The organism is Variovorax paradoxus (assembly GCF_902712855.1).
Classification (GTDB): domain Bacteria; phylum Pseudomonadota; class Gammaproteobacteria; order Burkholderiales; family Burkholderiaceae_C; genus Variovorax; species Variovorax paradoxus_Q.
Genome location: NZ_LR743508.1, coordinates 205,977 through 221,879, shown reverse-complemented (window position 1 = coordinate 221,879; position 15,903 = coordinate 205,977). Strand labels below are relative to the sequence as shown.

13 protein-coding genes are annotated in these 15,903 nt (G+C 68.6%); 5 read left to right on the top strand and 8 right to left on the bottom strand.

What is annotated here, in order from left to right; genetic code table 11:
- Positions 1-13: 13 nt before the first annotated feature.
- The 8 genes from AACL56_RS27490 to AACL56_RS27455 are packed head-to-tail and all read right to left on the bottom strand — an operon-like array spanning position 14 to position 7,816.
- Complete coding sequence (locus AACL56_RS27490; RefSeq protein WP_339093152.1) at positions 14-1,063, bottom strand: tagatose 1,6-diphosphate aldolase; 1,050 nt, start codon at positions 1,061-1,063, stop codon at positions 14-16.
- 8 nt (positions 1,064-1,071) lie between these two features.
- Positions 1,072-1,998 carry a PfkB family carbohydrate kinase gene (locus tag AACL56_RS27485; RefSeq protein ID WP_339093151.1) on the bottom strand — a complete coding sequence of 309 codons (927 nt, stop codon included), beginning with the start codon at positions 1,996-1,998 and terminating at the stop codon, positions 1,072-1,074.
- A 1-nt stretch (position 1,999) separates the two neighbouring features.
- The gene (locus tag AACL56_RS27480; protein WP_339093150.1) at positions 2,000-3,064 is read right to left on the bottom strand and encodes an ABC transporter ATP-binding protein; all 1,065 of its coding nucleotides are present in this window, start codon (positions 3,062-3,064) and stop codon (positions 2,000-2,002) included.
- A 12-nt stretch (positions 3,065-3,076) separates the two neighbouring features.
- Positions 3,077-4,051 (bottom strand): alcohol dehydrogenase catalytic domain-containing protein, encoded by a 975-nt coding sequence (locus tag AACL56_RS27475; RefSeq protein WP_339093149.1) that lies wholly within the window; start codon positions 4,049-4,051, stop codon positions 3,077-3,079.
- 9 nt (positions 4,052-4,060) lie between these two features.
- Positions 4,061-4,873, bottom strand: coding sequence for a carbohydrate ABC transporter permease (locus AACL56_RS27470; RefSeq protein ID WP_339093148.1), 813 nt, complete (start codon positions 4,871-4,873; stop codon positions 4,061-4,063).
- 13 nt (positions 4,874-4,886) lie between these two features.
- Positions 4,887-5,756, bottom strand: a complete 870-nt coding sequence (locus tag AACL56_RS27465) for a carbohydrate ABC transporter permease (RefSeq protein ID WP_339093147.1) — start codon at positions 5,754-5,756, stop codon at positions 4,887-4,889.
- A 16-nt stretch (positions 5,757-5,772) separates the two neighbouring features.
- Positions 5,773-6,504, bottom strand: a complete 732-nt coding sequence (locus AACL56_RS27460) for an SDR family NAD(P)-dependent oxidoreductase (RefSeq protein ID WP_339093146.1) — start codon at positions 6,502-6,504, stop codon at positions 5,773-5,775.
- 4 nt (positions 6,505-6,508) lie between these two features.
- Positions 6,509-7,816 (bottom strand): ABC transporter substrate-binding protein, encoded by a 1,308-nt coding sequence (locus AACL56_RS27455; protein ID WP_339093145.1) that lies wholly within the window; start codon positions 7,814-7,816, stop codon positions 6,509-6,511.
- Between the two features lie 197 nt (positions 7,817-8,013).
- Between AACL56_RS27455 and AACL56_RS27450 the strand changes: the two genes are divergently transcribed.
- The 5 genes from AACL56_RS27450 (at position 8,014) to AACL56_RS27430 (ending at position 15,888) form a co-directional block, all read left to right on the top strand.
- The gene (locus tag AACL56_RS27450) at positions 8,014-9,036 is read left to right on the top strand and encodes a LacI family DNA-binding transcriptional regulator (RefSeq protein ID WP_339093144.1); all 1,023 of its coding nucleotides are present in this window, start codon (positions 8,014-8,016) and stop codon (positions 9,034-9,036) included.
- A 194-nt stretch (positions 9,037-9,230) separates the two neighbouring features.
- On the top strand, positions 9,231-10,847 hold the full coding sequence (xdhA, locus tag AACL56_RS27445; RefSeq protein ID WP_339093143.1) for a xanthine dehydrogenase small subunit: 1,617 nt from the start codon (positions 9,231-9,233) through the stop codon (positions 10,845-10,847).
- A gap of 2 nt (positions 10,848-10,849) precedes the next feature.
- The gene (gene xdhB, locus AACL56_RS27440; protein WP_339093142.1) at positions 10,850-13,309 is read left to right on the top strand and encodes a xanthine dehydrogenase molybdopterin binding subunit; all 2,460 of its coding nucleotides are present in this window, start codon (positions 10,850-10,852) and stop codon (positions 13,307-13,309) included.
- Between the two features lie 103 nt (positions 13,310-13,412).
- On the top strand, positions 13,413-14,408 hold the full coding sequence (locus tag AACL56_RS27435) for a LysR family transcriptional regulator (RefSeq protein WP_339093141.1): 996 nt from the start codon (positions 13,413-13,415) through the stop codon (positions 14,406-14,408).
- 79 nt (positions 14,409-14,487) lie between these two features.
- Complete coding sequence (locus tag AACL56_RS27430; RefSeq protein WP_339093140.1) at positions 14,488-15,888, top strand: NCS2 family permease; 1,401 nt, start codon at positions 14,488-14,490, stop codon at positions 15,886-15,888.
- Positions 15,889-15,903 lie beyond the last annotated feature (15 nt).

Sequence of the window (15,903 nt, the reverse complement as noted above, 5' to 3'; positions counted from 1 at the left end):
CCCGCGCATGCCGTCAGGCATAGGCCGCACAGAGTTCGCCCTCGGCCTTCATCGCGTCGAAGGCGCTGTAGTCCGCATGCCATGCATTGCCCGCGCGCAGCGTGAGCGCTTCGAGCTCGGCCAGCGTGGCGCTGCCTTCCTTGCGCAGTTGCTCGGCGCAGCGCCCGAGGTCCGGGAAGTTCTGCAGCGCCTGCCACCACACCGCGCGGCCGGCCAGGAAGCCGTGCGCGCCCGCCGCGTAGGCGTACTCCATCACCCGCACGAACTGCGGCGAGGTCACGCCGGCCGACAGCATCACCCACGGAATGTTCGCGTCCTTGCAGATGGCACCCATCCGGTCGAACCAGCCCTGCGCGGCGGTGTGCGCGGCGCTGCCGTCGCGTGCGGGCAGCGTGGCGCCGGGTAGCGGGCTCTCGAGCTTGAACAGGTCCACGCCGTACTCGGGCTTGGCGAATTCGCGCACGCTCTCGATGACCAGCTCGGGCATCTTCTCCGGCGATTCGATGTAGTCGACCGTATGGCGTTCGCTCTTGGGAAAGGGGTACACCAGCAGCTCGAGCACCAGCGGGATGTCCCATTGGCGGCATTCCTCGCCGATGCGGCGCACGTAGTCCTGCTGGTGCGCGAGCACGTCGGGCTCAGCATCGGGCCGGTACCACGCCAGCACCTTCACGCCGTCGCCGCCGGCGCGCTTGATCTTCTCCACGCTCCAGTCGTTGATGGAATGCGACAGGCGCCCGCCCGGCGTGTCGCGAAAGCGGTGGTCTTCGAGCGTGACCACGAGCCCGGTGTGCGCGGGCAGCTTCTGCAACGCGGCCGGAAAGGCGTAGTTCGGGTCGAACAGCATCGCGCTGGCGTGCGCGCCGAGCGTGTCGACCAGCGTGCGCTTGACGTCCACCATGTCGGCAAAGCTCACGTCGGCGGGTGCGATGCCGCGCTTGGCGCCGATCAGCTGCGCGATGGGCGGGCGCTGGTCGAGCGCGACCATGGTGAAGTGGCCTTGGGGCGTGGCCATGCGGCGCATGCCCCATTTCTTGCCGAGGTTCAGGGCAGGTGTAGTCATGAGGGGATTCACTCCTTGATGGAATCGACGAGGGACATCGCGGTGGCGAAGTCGGGCACGCCGGCGCGTCCGCCGGGTCGTGTGCACTTCAGGGCCGCCACCGCGGCGGAAAACTGGAAGGCGCGGCGCACGGGCCAGCCGGCACCGAGCGCAAAGGCGAATGCGCCGTGGAAGACGTCGCCGGCACCGGTGGTGTCGACGGCCCTCACCTCGAAGGCGGGCAGGCTGTGCAGGCCCCTCGCGTCGGCCCAGCGCAGGCCGTGCTCGCCAAGCGTCACGGCCGCAAGGCGGCAGCCGCGCGCGAGGGCGAACGACAGCTGGTCGTCGACCGTGCGCGCGCCGGCGGCGTAGCCGGCGAGGCCTGGTTCGGAGAACACGGCATGGTCGGTGTGCGGAAGCAGCAGGTCGAACACGGCGGCATCGGCCACGTCGCCGTCGAGCACCGTGGGCAGAGCGCGTTCGCGCGCCGCGCCGAAGAGGGCGAGCGCGCCTTCGGGCCAGCGCGGGTCGGCCAGCACGGCGTCGGTGGCGGCCAGCGATTCGAGCGGCAGCCAGCCTGGATCGGCGGGCAGGCCGGCACCGCGGAAGTTGACGATCATGCGTTCGCCGCGCGTATCGACCACGATGCCCGACAGCGACGAGCGCGCGCCTTCGAACAGGCGGAAATGCGCCACGTCCACACCCAGCGCCGCGAGCTGCGCCTTCATCTCGTGGCCGGCGCTGTCCTCGCCGGCGCGGCCCCAGAACCGAACGGCGGCACCGAGGCGCGCAGCCGCGGCGGCCGCATTGGCCGCCATGCCGCCGCCGCCTTCGCGCACGTCGTTCGCGCGGGTCTTGCCGCCGCCTTGCGGCAGATCGTCGACCTGCCAGGTGATGTCGAGCGCGGACAGGCCGAGGCAGGTCACGCGCGGAACGGGCTGGTGCGATGCGCTCATCTCAGCAACGCAGCACCGCGCCGTCGTTCGCGTCGAACAGGTGGCACTTGTCCATGTCGAAGGCCAGCGTGATGGTGTCCTTCGGATGCACCTGCAGCTCGGGCGCCACGCGCGCCACATGCCGCTTGCCGGCGCGGTCGAAGTACACCAGCGTGTCGGAGCCCAGCGGCTCGACCACGCTCACCTGCACGCGCAGGCCGGGCGCACCGGCCGGTAGCACCTGCATGTGCTCGGGCCGCACGCCGAGCGTCGCGGCGCCGGTGACGCCGGCGCAGCGTGGCGGCATGGCGAACAGCGTGCCGTCGTCCATGCGCACATGGCTGCCTTCGGCCTGCACGTCGAAGAAGTTCATGGTCGGCGAGCCGATGAAGCCGGCCACGAACTGGTTGGCAGGCGACTTGTAGACCTCTTCGGGCGTGCCGAACTGCTGCACCACGCCGGCCTTGAGCACCACGATGCGGTCGGCCATGGTCATGGCCTCGACCTGGTCGTGCGTGACGAAGATCATGGTGGTCTTCAGCTGCTGCGACAGCGCCTTGATCTCGGTGCGCACCTCGCCGCGCAGCTTGGCGTCGAGGTTGGACAGCGGCTCGTCGAACAGGAACACCTTCGGGTTGCGCACCATCGCGCGGCCCATGGCCACGCGCTGGCGTTGGCCGCCCGACAGGGCCTTGGGCTTGCGGTCGAGGTAGGGCTCGATGCGCAGCATGCCGGCGGCGCGGTCGACGCGGCGCGCGATCTCGTCCTTCGGCGTGTTGCGCATCTCCAGGCCGAAGCCCATGTTGTCGCGCACGGTCATGTGCGGGTAGAGCGCGTAGTCCTGGAACACCATGGCGATGTCGCGCTGCGCCGGTGCCACGTCGTTCACGCGCGTGTCGCCGATGAAGAGGTCGCCGCTGTCGATGGGCTCCAGGCCGGCGATGATGCGCAGCAGCGTCGACTTGCCGCAGCCCGAGGGGCCGACGAAGACCACGAACTCCTCGTCGCGGATCTCCAGGTCGAGCGAGGGAATCACGGCCACGTCGCCGAAGCGTTTGACCAGCCCGTTCAGTCGGATGGACGCCATGCCTGTGCGTCCTCAGGCGAAGGCCAGCAGCGGCTTCACCAGTTCGCCCGCCACGAAGCGGCCGAACATCTCGGGCAGCCGGTCGATGCCGAACTGCGCATCCACCAGCTTGCGGTAGCGCGCCTTCTCGCCGCGCAGCAGTTCCACGTTGAGCGCGAAGTCGCTCTTGGGGAAGTAGAAGGTGCGCACCATGTAGAAGTCCTTGCGGCGGATCGCCTTGTTCTCCTGCACCGGCCAGGGCTTGTCGCTCTCGCCGATGAGGATGAGCACGCCGCGCGGCAGCACGATCTCCATGCCCAGGCTGCGCGCCGCGTGCGCGCCGCTGCACTCCACAATCAGCTTGAAGCGCTTGCTGGCGTCGCCCACCGGATGGCGCTTCGCACCGAAGGACTCGGCCAGCTGCAGCCGTTCTTCCTTCAGATCGGACACGTACACGTCGGTGTAGCCGATGTTCTGCAGCGCGATGAGCGCGCCGATGCCCACCGGACCGGCGCCCGTCACCAGCACGGGGCCGGTGGTCTCGGGCGGCACCAGCGGCTTGACGAAGCGGATGCCGTGCGCGGCGGTGCCGATGGTGTCCAGCAGCAGCGGGGCGAGTTCGTCCTCGATGTCGTCGGGCACGGGCAGCAGGCACTGCTCGGGCACGGTCAGGTACTCGGCGTAACCGCCGGGGCGGTTCCAGCCGACCAGCACCGACTCGTTCAGGCACATCTGCGTGTCGCCCGCGCGGCACGACTCGCAGTGGCCGCAGTGCACCGGGATGTAGACCAGGCAACGCCGGCCGTCGAGCGCGTGGCCGGGCTGCTGCACCACGCCGAAGATCTCGTGGCCGGGCGTGAAGCTGGCGCCGTTGAACCACAGCTTGGTGTCCGAGCCGCACAGCGCGGTGCGGCGCACGCGCAGCAGCACCTCGCCCGCGCCGGCGACCGGCATGGGCGCCTCGCCGATGGTGATGTTCTTGTCGCCGTGAAAAATGGCAGCTTGCATGAGGGTCTCCTAACCTTTGACGGCGCCCATGGCCAGGCCCGACACGAGCCTGCGCTGGACGATGAATGCGAGGGCGAGCGGCGGCAGCGCGATGAGGGTGGCGGCCGCCATCAGCGCGCCCCAGTTCGACGCGCCCTCGCCGATGAAGTTGAACGACGCGGCAATGAGCGTCTTGGTGTCGCCGTTCGACAGCACGAGCGCGAACAGGAAGTAGTTCCACGAGAACACGAACGACAGGATCGACGACACCACCACGCCCGGCATGACCAGCGGCAGCGCGATGCGCCACAGGATGCGCGGCACGCTGCAGCCGTCGACCTGCGCGCTCTCGAGCACGCTGCGCGGGATGTTGTCGAAGAAGGGCAGCAGCACCCAGATGACGATCGGCATGGTGATGGCCGCGTGCGTGAGGATGAGCGCCCAGTAGCTGCCGATCATTCCGGCCTCGCGGAACATCACGTACCAGGGCAGCAGGAACAGCGTGCCCGGCGCCATGCGCGCCAGCAGCGTGACCGTGGCCGGCCAGGTGATGCGCGTCCACGAGACCGCGAAGGCCGCCGGAATGCCCAGCAGCAGGCCGATGGCGGTCGAGCCCACGGTGATGACCGTGCTGTTCCAGGTGTAGTGCAGGAACGGCGTGGTGCCGAAGAGCGTGCGGTAGTTCTCCAGCGTGGGCGAGAACATCAGCTTGGGCGGGTAAGCCGTGACCTCGGCGGAGGGCTTGAAGGACGAGAGCGCCATCCATGCGATGGGCAGCAGGATCAGCAGCGCCACGAAGGCGATCTGCAGCAGGTTGAGGCGTTGCACGAGCTTGTCGTTCATGGCGTCTTCCCGTTCACCATGCCACGCGCTTGCGCGCCTGGGTGAGCACCATCACCGCGCCGAGCACGATGGCCGACAGCGTGATCATCAGCGCGCTCGAGTAGCCGATCTCGAACAGCTCGAAGCCCTTGCGGAAGCCGTAGATGTTCAGCGTGTTCGACGCGTTGCCCGGCCCGCCCTGGGTGGTGATGTAGATGATGTCGAAGAAGCGCAGCAGGTCGACGCTGCGCAGGATGGCAGCGGTGACCAGCGTGGGCATCAGCAGCGGCAGCGTGATGCGCCAGAAGGTCTTCCAGCGCGAGGCGCCGTCGATCTGCGCGGCCTCGTACACGTTGGGCGGCAGCGACTGCAGTCCGCCCAGCACGATCAGCGCGACGTAGGGCGTCCACTGCCAGGTGTCGATCATCGCGACCGTGGGGATCACCCACACGGGCGAGGCCAGCCAGTCGGAGCGCGGCAGCCCCACGGCCTGCAGCAGGTAGTTCGCGGCGCCGATGGAAGGGTCGAGCACCACCAGCCACATCATGCCGACCACCACCGGCGGCAGCACGAAGGGCGAGATCATGAGCGTGCGAACGATGCCCGAGAGCTTCTTCGAGCCGTGGAGCAGCAGCGCCACCCAGGTGCCGAGCACCAGCTGGAGCACCAGCGACAGCACATAGAGCACCAGCGTGATCTTCAGGCCGTTCCAGAACTCGCCGTCGGACGCCATCTCGACGTAGTTCATGCCGAAGTTGAGCTTGGGCTTGCCGCCGAAGCTGTATTCATGAAGGCTGAACCACACCGTGTAGGCGAAGGGGAAGGCGATCATCGCGGTCGTGAAGATCACGGCCGGCAGGGATAGAAACGCGAGCTGGCCTCGCGTGCCGATGGATTGGCTCATGCGTGGTCCCTGGCCTTCAGCCCGCGAGGAAGCCGCCATCCACCGCGAGCACGGTGCCGGTCACGTAGTGCGCCGCGGGCGATGCCAGGAACACCGCGCTGCCCGCGATGTCGCCGGGCTGCGCCCACTGGCCGAGGGGGATGCGCGAGCGGATGCGCTCGTAGTGCGCCTTGTCCTGCCGGCCGGCCGCGTTGATGGCGGTCTCCACGTAGCCCGGCGCGATGGCGTTCACGCGCACGCCGCGCTCGGCCCATGCCAGCGAGAGCGACTTGGTGAGCATGACCACGCCGCCCTTGCTCGCGCAGTAGGCCGGGATGAAGGGCAGCGCGACGAAGGCGTTCATCGACGCCACGTTCACGATGCTGCCCTTGTCCCGTTCCAGCAGCGGCAGGCTCGCGTTGCACAGGCGGAAGGTGCCGGTGAGGTTGACGTCGAGCACGCGCTGGAAGGTCTCGATCTCGAACTCCTTGAAGCGCGCGAGGATGCCGGCGCAGTTGACCAGCGTGTCCAGCCGGTCGAGTCCGCCGACGAAGCCGGCGACCTGCGCGTCGCTCGTCACGTCGAGCGTGCGCAGCGACAGCTTCGGCGAAGGCGCCAGCGAACTGGCGGCGAGCGCGGCTTCGTCCACGCCGGTGGCGATGACGCTGCAGCCCATCTCCAGGAAGGCGCGCGAGATGGCGGCGCCGATGTCGCCGGCGCCACCGACCACCAGCACGCGGTGGTCCGCGGAAAAATCGAACACGGCCATCGGGTCAGTCTTTGGCGATGAGCGCGTCGAGCTGCTTGTCGGCGTCGGCGCAGGCCTGTGCGGGCGTCTTCTGGCCCAGCAGCAGTTCGGTGGCGGCCTGGCCGATGAAGTCGCGCGAGGCCGGGTTGGCGACGATGGGGTACCCCACCTCGGAAGTGCCGGTGCGGCTGAGTTCGTTGACGGCCGCTACCCACTCGGCACGCACCGGCTGTTCGTCGGTCCAGGCCTTGTAGCCGGGCGCCTTGGCCACGGCCGTGCGCGGGGGCGCCACGCCGTCGAGCGCCAGCTTGGCCTGCACCGCGGGGCTGGTGGCCCACTGCACGAAGTACCAGGCGGCCTCCTTGTTCTTGCTGTGCGCCGACACCGACATGGTCCAGCCGATCACGGTCGGGTGCGAGCCGCCGGGGCCGGCCGGCAGCACCGCGACGGCGGTGTCCTTCAGGCGGGCGCCGCCGTCCATCACGTTGCGCAGCTCGTTGGACGACTCGAAGGCCATGGCGGCCTTGCCTTCCCGGTAGAGCGAGGAGATCTGATAGAAGCTGTAGTTCACGACGCCGGGCGGGCCGTAGTCCTTCAGCAGCTTGGCGTACAGCGCCAGCGAGGCCTGGCCTTCCTTGCTGCACAGCTGCGACTTGCCGTCCTTCATGTACTGGCCGCCCATGTTGTGCAGGAACACGCTGTAGGTGAAGGGCAGGGCGGGCTTCAGGCCGCGCGACACGAAAGGCGTGACGCCGGGCTCGCAGCTCTTGAGCTTGGCGGACACGGCCTCCAGCTCCGGCAGGCTCTTGGGCAGCGACACGCCGCACTTCTGGAACAGGTCCTTGCGGTAGTAGAGCACCGGGCCCTCGACGTTCATCGGGATGCCGGTGAGCTGCTTGTCGTAGGTGGCGTCCTTGAGCATGCCGGCGCTCAGGTCGGCGAAGTCGTAGTCCTTGGCGCTGGCGCCCTTCACGAACTCGTTGAGGTCGGCGTACCAGCCGGCCTTGGCGAACTGCATGCCCTCGCGCGAGGGCAGCGACATGAACACGTCGACCTCGTCGCTGCGAGAGTTCATCACCGTCACCAGGCGCTGGCGCATCTGCTGCTCCTGGTAGGAGTCGACCTTCAGCGTCATGCCGGTCTGCTGCTCGAAGTCGCCCTTGTACTTGAGCAGCGCATTGGCTACCGGGTTGTTGTTGGCCAGGAAGGTCAGGGTCTTGCCCTGGTGCTTCTTCCAGTTGAACTCCTGGGCGAAGGCGGCGCCGGCGCAAGAAGCCGCGACGAGCATGGCGACGGCGCGAACGGATGCAGTGGCGCGGAAGGCTTGTCTCATTTCTTTGTCTCCTGTGACGTGTCGAAGGCGAGGTCGTCACGGCGCGCGAATCGCCATGTAACCGTTTACAAAATTATCGGAACGGTGCCGGTCGATGTCAACGCCAGGGAAGACGCTTCACAGGAGAAATTGATAGGGGATTTCCCGCAAAAATGGCTGTAAACGGCTACGTACCGCTTCCTGTAAACTGTTTCATCATGAAGCCGAAATCAGTGGGAATCCGCGACGTCGCCAAGCACGTGGGCGTTTCCACGGCCTCGATTTCGCGCACGCTCAACAACCCGGAGTCGGTGAGCCCCGAGCTGCGCATGCGCATCGACGCGGCCATCGCCGAGCTCGGCTACATTCCCGACGCCGCGGCGCGCGCGCTGTCGTCGCGCCGCACGCGCACCATCGGCGCGATCATTCCGACGGTGGACAACGCCATGTTCGCGCGCGGCATCGAGGCGCTGCAGAGCTATCTCTCGCTCCAGGGCTACCTGCTGCTGCTGTCCACCAGCGGCTACGACCCCGAGACCGAGGCGCGCCAGGCGCAGAACATGGCCAGCCGCGGCATCGACGGGCTGATCCTTCGCGGCGACACCCACACCGACGCGCTGCGCCGCTTGCTGGCCTCGCAGCGCATCCCGTTCGTGAACGTGGGCGTGTACCACCCCGACAAGCCCTATGCCTCGGTCGGCGGCAACAACGAGGCCGCGGCCTACCGCGCCTGCCGCTACCTGATGGAGCTGGGCCACACGCGCATCGGCATGGTCGCCGCCATCTCCTCGAACAACGACCGCGCCACGGCGCGCGTATCGGGCGTGCGGCGTGCGCTGGCCGAAAGCGGCCTCGCGCTGCGGCCCGAGTGGTACATCGAGGTGCCGTACCACCTCGACGATGCGCGCCAGGGCGCGCGCGTTCTGCTGTCGTCCTCGCGCGAGCAGTGGCCCACGGCGGTGGTCTGCGGCAACGACGTGATCGCCTACGGCGTGCTGCTCGAGGCCGAGCGCCGCGGCCTCAACGTGCCCAGCGACCTGTCGGTGATGGGCTTCGACGACCTCGAATGGAGCCGCCACCTGCGCCCCAGCCTCACCACCATGCACGTGCCGACCGACGAGGTCTGGACGCGCGCCGGCGAATACCTCGTCAAGTCGCTGGCGGGTCGGCCGGCCGCGTTGCATCATGAGGTCGACGTGTCGCTGGTCGTGCGCGAGTCGACCGGCCGGCCTCGCGTGTAGCCTCCCTTGCCGCCGCTGGAAGGCGGCCCCCGGCGCGACGTGGCCCGGGAATTGCAGCGCGGCGCCAAGGGTTTCCCCGTACGTGGCATACCGACCCCCACATACGCGTTATGGGCGACCCCGTATGCACGACGCCGGACTAGCCGCTAACGTCCATGACTGACCCACGACGGGTCCCCACGAGCCCCAAAAGCATGAGCACCGACAGCAGCCACAGCAGCCAGATTCAACCGATCCGCTTCTTCCATCGCGGAAAGATCGTCGACGTCACCGGCGTCCACCCGACCCGTTCCGTGCTCGACTGGCTGCGCGAGGACGCCCGCTGCACCGGCACCAAGGAAGGCTGCAACGAAGGCGACTGCGGCGCCTGCACGGTGGTCATCGGCGAGCTCGCCACCGACCCGCACGCGCCGGGCACCGTGGGCGGGCTGAACCTGCAGACGGTGAACGCCTGCATCCAGTTCCTGCCCACGCTGCACGGCAAGGCGCTCTTCACCGTCGAGGACCTCAAGGGCCAGTGCAAGGTCGAGAAGACCGACGAGAAGAAGCCCCACACCGTTCACACGCTGCACCCCGTGCAGCAGGCGATGGTCGACTGCCACGGTTCGCAGTGCGGCTTCTGCACGCCCGGCTTCGTGATGTCGCTGTGGTCGACCTACGAGCACCACCAGACCGAAGGCACACAGCCCACGCGCCAGCAGCTGGCCGACGACCTGTCGGGCAACCTGTGCCGCTGCACCGGCTACCGCCCGATCCTCGACGCCGGCCAGCGCATGTTCGACCTGCCCGCCGTGCGGCTGGACACCGGGCCCGTGGTCGCGGCGCTTGCCGCGCTGAAGGACGACGGCCTCGACTATGCGGCGCCGCTCGGCGCCCGCATCGATCATTTCCACGCCCCGCGGACCCTGGCGCAGCTCGCTGCGCTGCGCGAGCAGAAGCCGCGCGCGCAGCTGCTCGCCGGTTCCACCGACGTCGGCCTGTGGGTCAACAAGCAGTTCCGCGACCTCGGCGACATCATCTACGTGGGCGACGTGGCCGAGATGAAGACCATCGAGGACCGCACCGACGAGCTCTACATCGGTGCCGGCGCCTCGCTCGAATCGGCCTTCGAAGCGCTGGTGCAGCGCGTGCCCAGCCTGCAGGACGTGTGGCTGCGCTTCGCCTCGCCGCCCATCCGCCACGCCGGCACCATGGGCGGCAACGTGGCCAACGGCTCGCCCATCGGCGATTCGCCGCCGGTGCTGATGTCGCTCGACGCTCAGATCGAGCTGCGCCGCGGCGACGCGGTGCGCCGGATGCCGCTGCCGGAGTTCTATCTCGACTACATGAAGAACCAGCTGCAGCCGGGCGAGTTCGTGCAGGGGCTGGCCATACCGCATGCGGCGATGAAGCGCCAGGTGCGCGCCTACAAGATCAGCAAGCGCTTCGACTGCGACATCTCCGCGCTGTGCGCGGGCTTCGCCATCGAGTTCGAAGCCGGCTCCGACACGGTGAAGGCCGTGCGGCTGGCCTTCGGCGGCATGGCCGCGACCGTGAAGCGCGCGGCCAACGCCGAAGCCGCCATCGTCGGCAAGCCGTGGACGCAGGCCAGCGTGGCGACCGCCAGGCTCGCGCTGGCGCAGGACTTCAAGCCGCTGTCGGACATGCGCGCCTCGGCCGACTACCGGCTGCTGGTGGCGCAGAACCTCATCCAGCGCCTGTGGCTCGAAACCCGCGCCGACGACGCGCTGTCGCTCGAAGAAACCAGCGTCTGGAGCGTGATGCCCCACGCCCCGTCCGCCGCGACCCCGACCTCGGCCGCAGGAGTCTGACCATGAACAAACCCATCGACGCCCGGCTGCTGCAGCCCGCCGAGGCCTTCGCCGACTACCTCGCCAACACCGCCGCGCGCATCGACGTGGGCGCGGAGGCGCTGGCGCACGAACGCGGCATGCGCGTGGGCATCAGCCGCCCGCACGAATCGGCGCACCTGCACGTGGCCGGCGAGGCCACCTACATCGACGATATTCCCGAGCTCGCCGGCACGCTGCATTGCGCGCTGGGGCTTTCGCCGGCGGCCAGCGGCCGCGTCACGGCGCTCTCGCTCGACGCCATCCGCGCCATGCCGGGCGTGGTCGCGGTGCTCACGGCCGACGACATCCCCGGCACCAACGACTGCGGCTCGATCATCCACGACGACCCCATCCTGCTGCCGGTGAACGACGGCGGCGAGATCCGCTACCTCGGCCAGCCGGTGTTCGCCGTGATCGCCAGCACGCGCGAACAGGCCCGCCGCGCCGCGGCCAGGGCGAAGGACGCGATGACGATCGAGGCGCAGCCGCCGGTGCTCACGCCGCAGGCCGCCCACGCGCGCGGCCAGTACGTGGTGCCGCCGATGCACATCGTGCGCAGCGGCGGCGGCGCGAACGAGGGCGACGAGGCCGCCGTGCGCGCCGCCATCGCGCAGGCGCCGCATCGCCACAAGTCCACGCTCGACGTCGGCGGGCAGGAACAGTTCTATCTCGAGGGCCAGATCAGCTACGCCATTCCGAAGGAAGGCGGCGCGCTGCACATCCACTGCTCCACGCAGCACCCGAGCGAGATGCAGCACCTGGTGGCGCATGCGATGCACCTGCAGTCGAACGAAGTGCACGTGGAATGCCGTCGCATGGGCGGCGGCTTCGGCGGCAAGGAGTCGCAGTCGGCCCTGTTCGCCTGCGTGGCGGCCGTGGCCGCACGGCAACTGCAGCGGCCGGTGAAGCTGCGCCTGGACCGCGACGACGACTTCATGGTCACCGGCCGGCGCCACTGCTTCTGGTACGAGTATGAGGTGGGCTACGACGACGAAGGCCGCATCCTCGGCGCGGAGATCACGATGGTGTCGCGTGCCGGTCATTCGGCGGACCTGTCGGGTCCGGTCATGACGCGCGCGCTGTGCCACTTCGACAACGCCTACTGGCTGCCCAACGTGTCGATGCACGGCTTCTCGGGCAAGACCAACACGCAGAGCAACACGGCCTTCCGCGGCTTCGGCGGGCCGCAGGGCGCCATCGCCATCGAGAACATCATGGACTCGGTGGCCCGCGAACTGGGGCGCGACCCGCTCGACGTGCGGCGCGTCAACTTCTACGGCAAGACCGAAAACAACGTCACGCCCTACCGCCAGACGGTGACCGACAACATCGTCCACGAACTCGTGGCCGAGCTCGAGACCACCAGCGGCTACCGCGCGCGCCGCGAAGACATCGCGGCCTTCAACCGAAAGAGCCCGGTGCTCAAGCGCGGGCTGGCGCTGGCGCCGCTGAAATTCGGCATCTCGTTCAACGTGAAGCACTTCAACCAGGCCGGCGCGCTGGTCCACGTGTACACCGACGGCTCGATCCTCGTGAACCACGGCGGCACCGAGATGGGCCAGGGCCTGAACACCAAGGTGGCGCAGGTGGTGGCGCACGAGCTGGGCGTGAGCTTCGAGCGCGTACGCGTCACCGCGACCGACACCACCAAGGTGGCCAACACCTCGGCCACCGCCGCGTCGACCGGCGCCGACCTCAACGGCAAGGCCGCGCAGGACGCCGCTCGGCAGATCCGCGAGCGCCTGGCCGAGTGCGCCGCGGAGCGCCACGGCGGCAAGGCGAACGAAGTGCGCTTTGCGAACGACAAGGTCGAGGTCAATGGCCGCTCGCTGGCCTTCAGCACCGTGGTGGGCGAGGCCTACCTCGACCGCAAGCAGCTGTGGTCCGACGGTTTCTACGCCACGCCCGGCCTGAGCTGGGACAAGGACAGGATGCAGGGCCGCCCGTTCTACTACTACGCGTACGGCGCGGCGGTGAGCGAGGTGATCGTCGACACTTTGACCGGCGAATGGAAGCTGCTGCGCGCCGACATCCTGCACGACGCGGGCAAGTCGCTGAACCCGGCGGTCGACATCGGCCAGGTCGAGGGCGCCTTCATCCAGGGCATGGGCTGGCTCACCACCGAAGAGCTGGTGTGGCATCCGCAGAGCGGCAAGCTCACCACGCACGCGCCGAGCACCTACAAGATCCCGACGGCCAACGACTGCCCGCCGGTGTTCAACGTGCGGCTGTTCGAGGGCCAGAACTTCGAGGATTCGATCCACCGCAGCAAGGCCGTGGGCGAGCCGCCGCTGCTGCTGCCGTTCTCGGTCTTCTTCGCGATCCGCGACGCGGTGTCGGCGGCCGGCGACCACAAGGTCGATCCGCCGCTGAAGGCGCCGGCCACGAGCGAGTCGATCCTGCGCGCCATCACGGCGGTGCAGGGCGCAGCGGCCGAATGACAGCGGGCCGTGCTCGCACGGTCCGAGCTTCATTTCTTCAACCGGTTTCGCCAAATGTCGCGCTGTATAACTGTTCGCACAGACAAGAAAGGTGTGAACAGCCATGAGAGACCAAGCGCTTTTCGACAAGATCGACCTGCACCTGATCCGGGTGCTGCATACGGTGCTGACCGACCGCAGCGTCTCCCGCGCCGCGATCCGCCTGGGCATGTACCAGCCGGCCGTGTCGGCGGCGCTGAAGCGGCTGCGCGAGCTGTCGGGCGATCCGCTGCTGGTGCGCTCGGGCTCGGGCATGGTGCCGACCGACGCGGGGCTGCGCATGATCGAGCCTGCGGCGAGCATCCTGCGTGCGGCCGAGATGCTGTTCTCCGATGCGCGCGGCTTCGATCCGCAGTCCGCCGCCACCACCTTCCGCATCGCGGCCAGCGACTACATGGATCCGCTGTTCCTGCCCATGCTGGTGGCGCAGGTCAAGCGCGACGCTCCGCTGTGCCAGATCGAGATCCATGCGCTGTCGCCCGACTCGGACTACCACGGCCACCTCGCGCTCGGGCAGGTCGACCTGGTGATCGGCAACTGGCTCAAGCCGCCGGAAGACCTGCACATGGCGCGCCTATTCGGCGACGAGGTGGTGTCGCTGGTGAACAAGGACCATCCGGCGGTGCGCCGCGGCTGGGACCTGGAGACCTGGCTGGCCGCCGAGCACATCGCGCCCACGCCCATGCATCCGGGCGGGCGCGGCATCATCGACCAGATGCTCGACGAGCTGGGCCGGCAGCGCAACATCACGGCGCGCTGCGCGCATTTCAGCCTCATTCCCGACATGGTGGCGTCCAGCCTGCTGGTGCTGACCACCGGGCGCCAGTACTGCGAACGCTTCGCCGACCGGCTGCCGCTGAAGATCCTCGACTGTCCGGTGGCGCTGCCCCGGCTCATGTACTACCAGCTCTGGCACGAACGCACCCATTCGTCGAGCTCGGCGCGCTGGCTGCGCGAATGCATCAAGGACGTGGCGGCGTCGCTGCGTCCCCCGGTTTCCGCGATACCCGCGGCCGCCGCCGTGCGCCCGCCCGCGGCGCCTGAAACCTCCGATCCCTGAGAGATCCCCGCTTGCGCCGGCGTCGTGAGCGGGGGCAACGATGAAGCAACCGCCACTACAACAGCTGGAGACAAGCGAAATGAGTACGTTTGAACAGGCGCCGCAAGGCGCCGAGCCCCGCGCGCCGGGGCATGTCGAGTCCGCGCGTGCGCGCGCGGCTGTGGGCAGCGCAAGCGGCTCGGGTCTGCTGGAACGGGTGTTCAAGCTCGCCGAGCACAACACCACCGTGCGCATCGAGCTGGTGGCCGGCCTGACGACCTTCCTCACGATGGCCTACATCATCTTCGTGAACCCGAGCATCCTCGGCGACGCAGGCATGCCCAAGGGCGCGGTGTTCGTCGCGACCTGCGTGATCGCGGCCTTCGGCACGCTGATCATGGGCCTGTACGCCAACTACCCGATCGCCATGGCGCCGGGCATGGGGCTCAACGCGTACTTCTCGTACGTGGTGGTGCTGGGCATGGGCTATACGTGGCAGGTGGCGCTGGGGGCGGTGTTCATCTCGGGCTGCCTGTTCCTGGTGGTCACGGTCACGGGGCTGCGCAAGCTGATCATCGACGGCATACCGCATTCGCTGCGAACCGCGATCACGGTGGGCATCGGCATGTTCCTGGCGCTGGTCGCGCTCAAGAGCGCGGGCGTGGTGGCGGCCTCGCCGGCCACCTTCGTGACGCTGGGCGACGTCCACTCGGCGCCGGTGATCCTGGCGACCCTCGGCTTCTTCCTGATCGTGATCCTCGACCGGCTGAAGGTGCGCGGCGCCATCCTCATCGGCATCCTGGCGGTGACCGTGGCCTCGTTCTTCGTGGGCGGCAACAAGTTCGGTGGCGTGTTCGCGGCGCCGCCGTCGGTGGCGCCCACGTTCATGCAGCTCGACATCATGGGCGCGCTCAAGGGCGGCATCCTGAACGTGGTGCTGGTGTTCTTCCTGGTCGAGATGTTCGACGCCACCGGCACGCTGATGGGTGTGGCCAAGCGCGCCGGGCTGCTGGTGCCGGGCAAGATGGAGCGCATGAACAAGGCGCTGCTGGCCGACAGCGGGGCGATCTTCGCGGGTTCGCTGCTCGGCACCTCGAGCACCACGGCCTACGTGGAGAGCGCGGCGGGCGTGCAGGCCGGCGGACGCACCGGCCTCACGGCGGTGGTGGTGGCGCTGCTGTTCCTGGCCTGCCTGATGATCTCGCCGCTGGCGGCCTCGGTGCCTGCCTACGCCACCGCGCCGGCGCTGTTCTTCGTCGGCTGCCTGATGCTGCGCGACCTGACCGAGCTGAACTGGGACGACACCACCGAGGTGATCCCGGCGGCTCTCACCGCGCTGGCGATGCCGTTCACGTATTCGATCGCTACCGGCCTGGCCTTCGGCTTCATCTCGTACGCGATCCTGAAGCTGTTCACCGGGCGGGCACGGGAAGTGCATGTGTCGGTCTGGATCATCGCGGCGGTGTTCCTCTTCAAGTTCGCGTACGTCGGCGCCCACTGAGGCGCGGCCGGGATG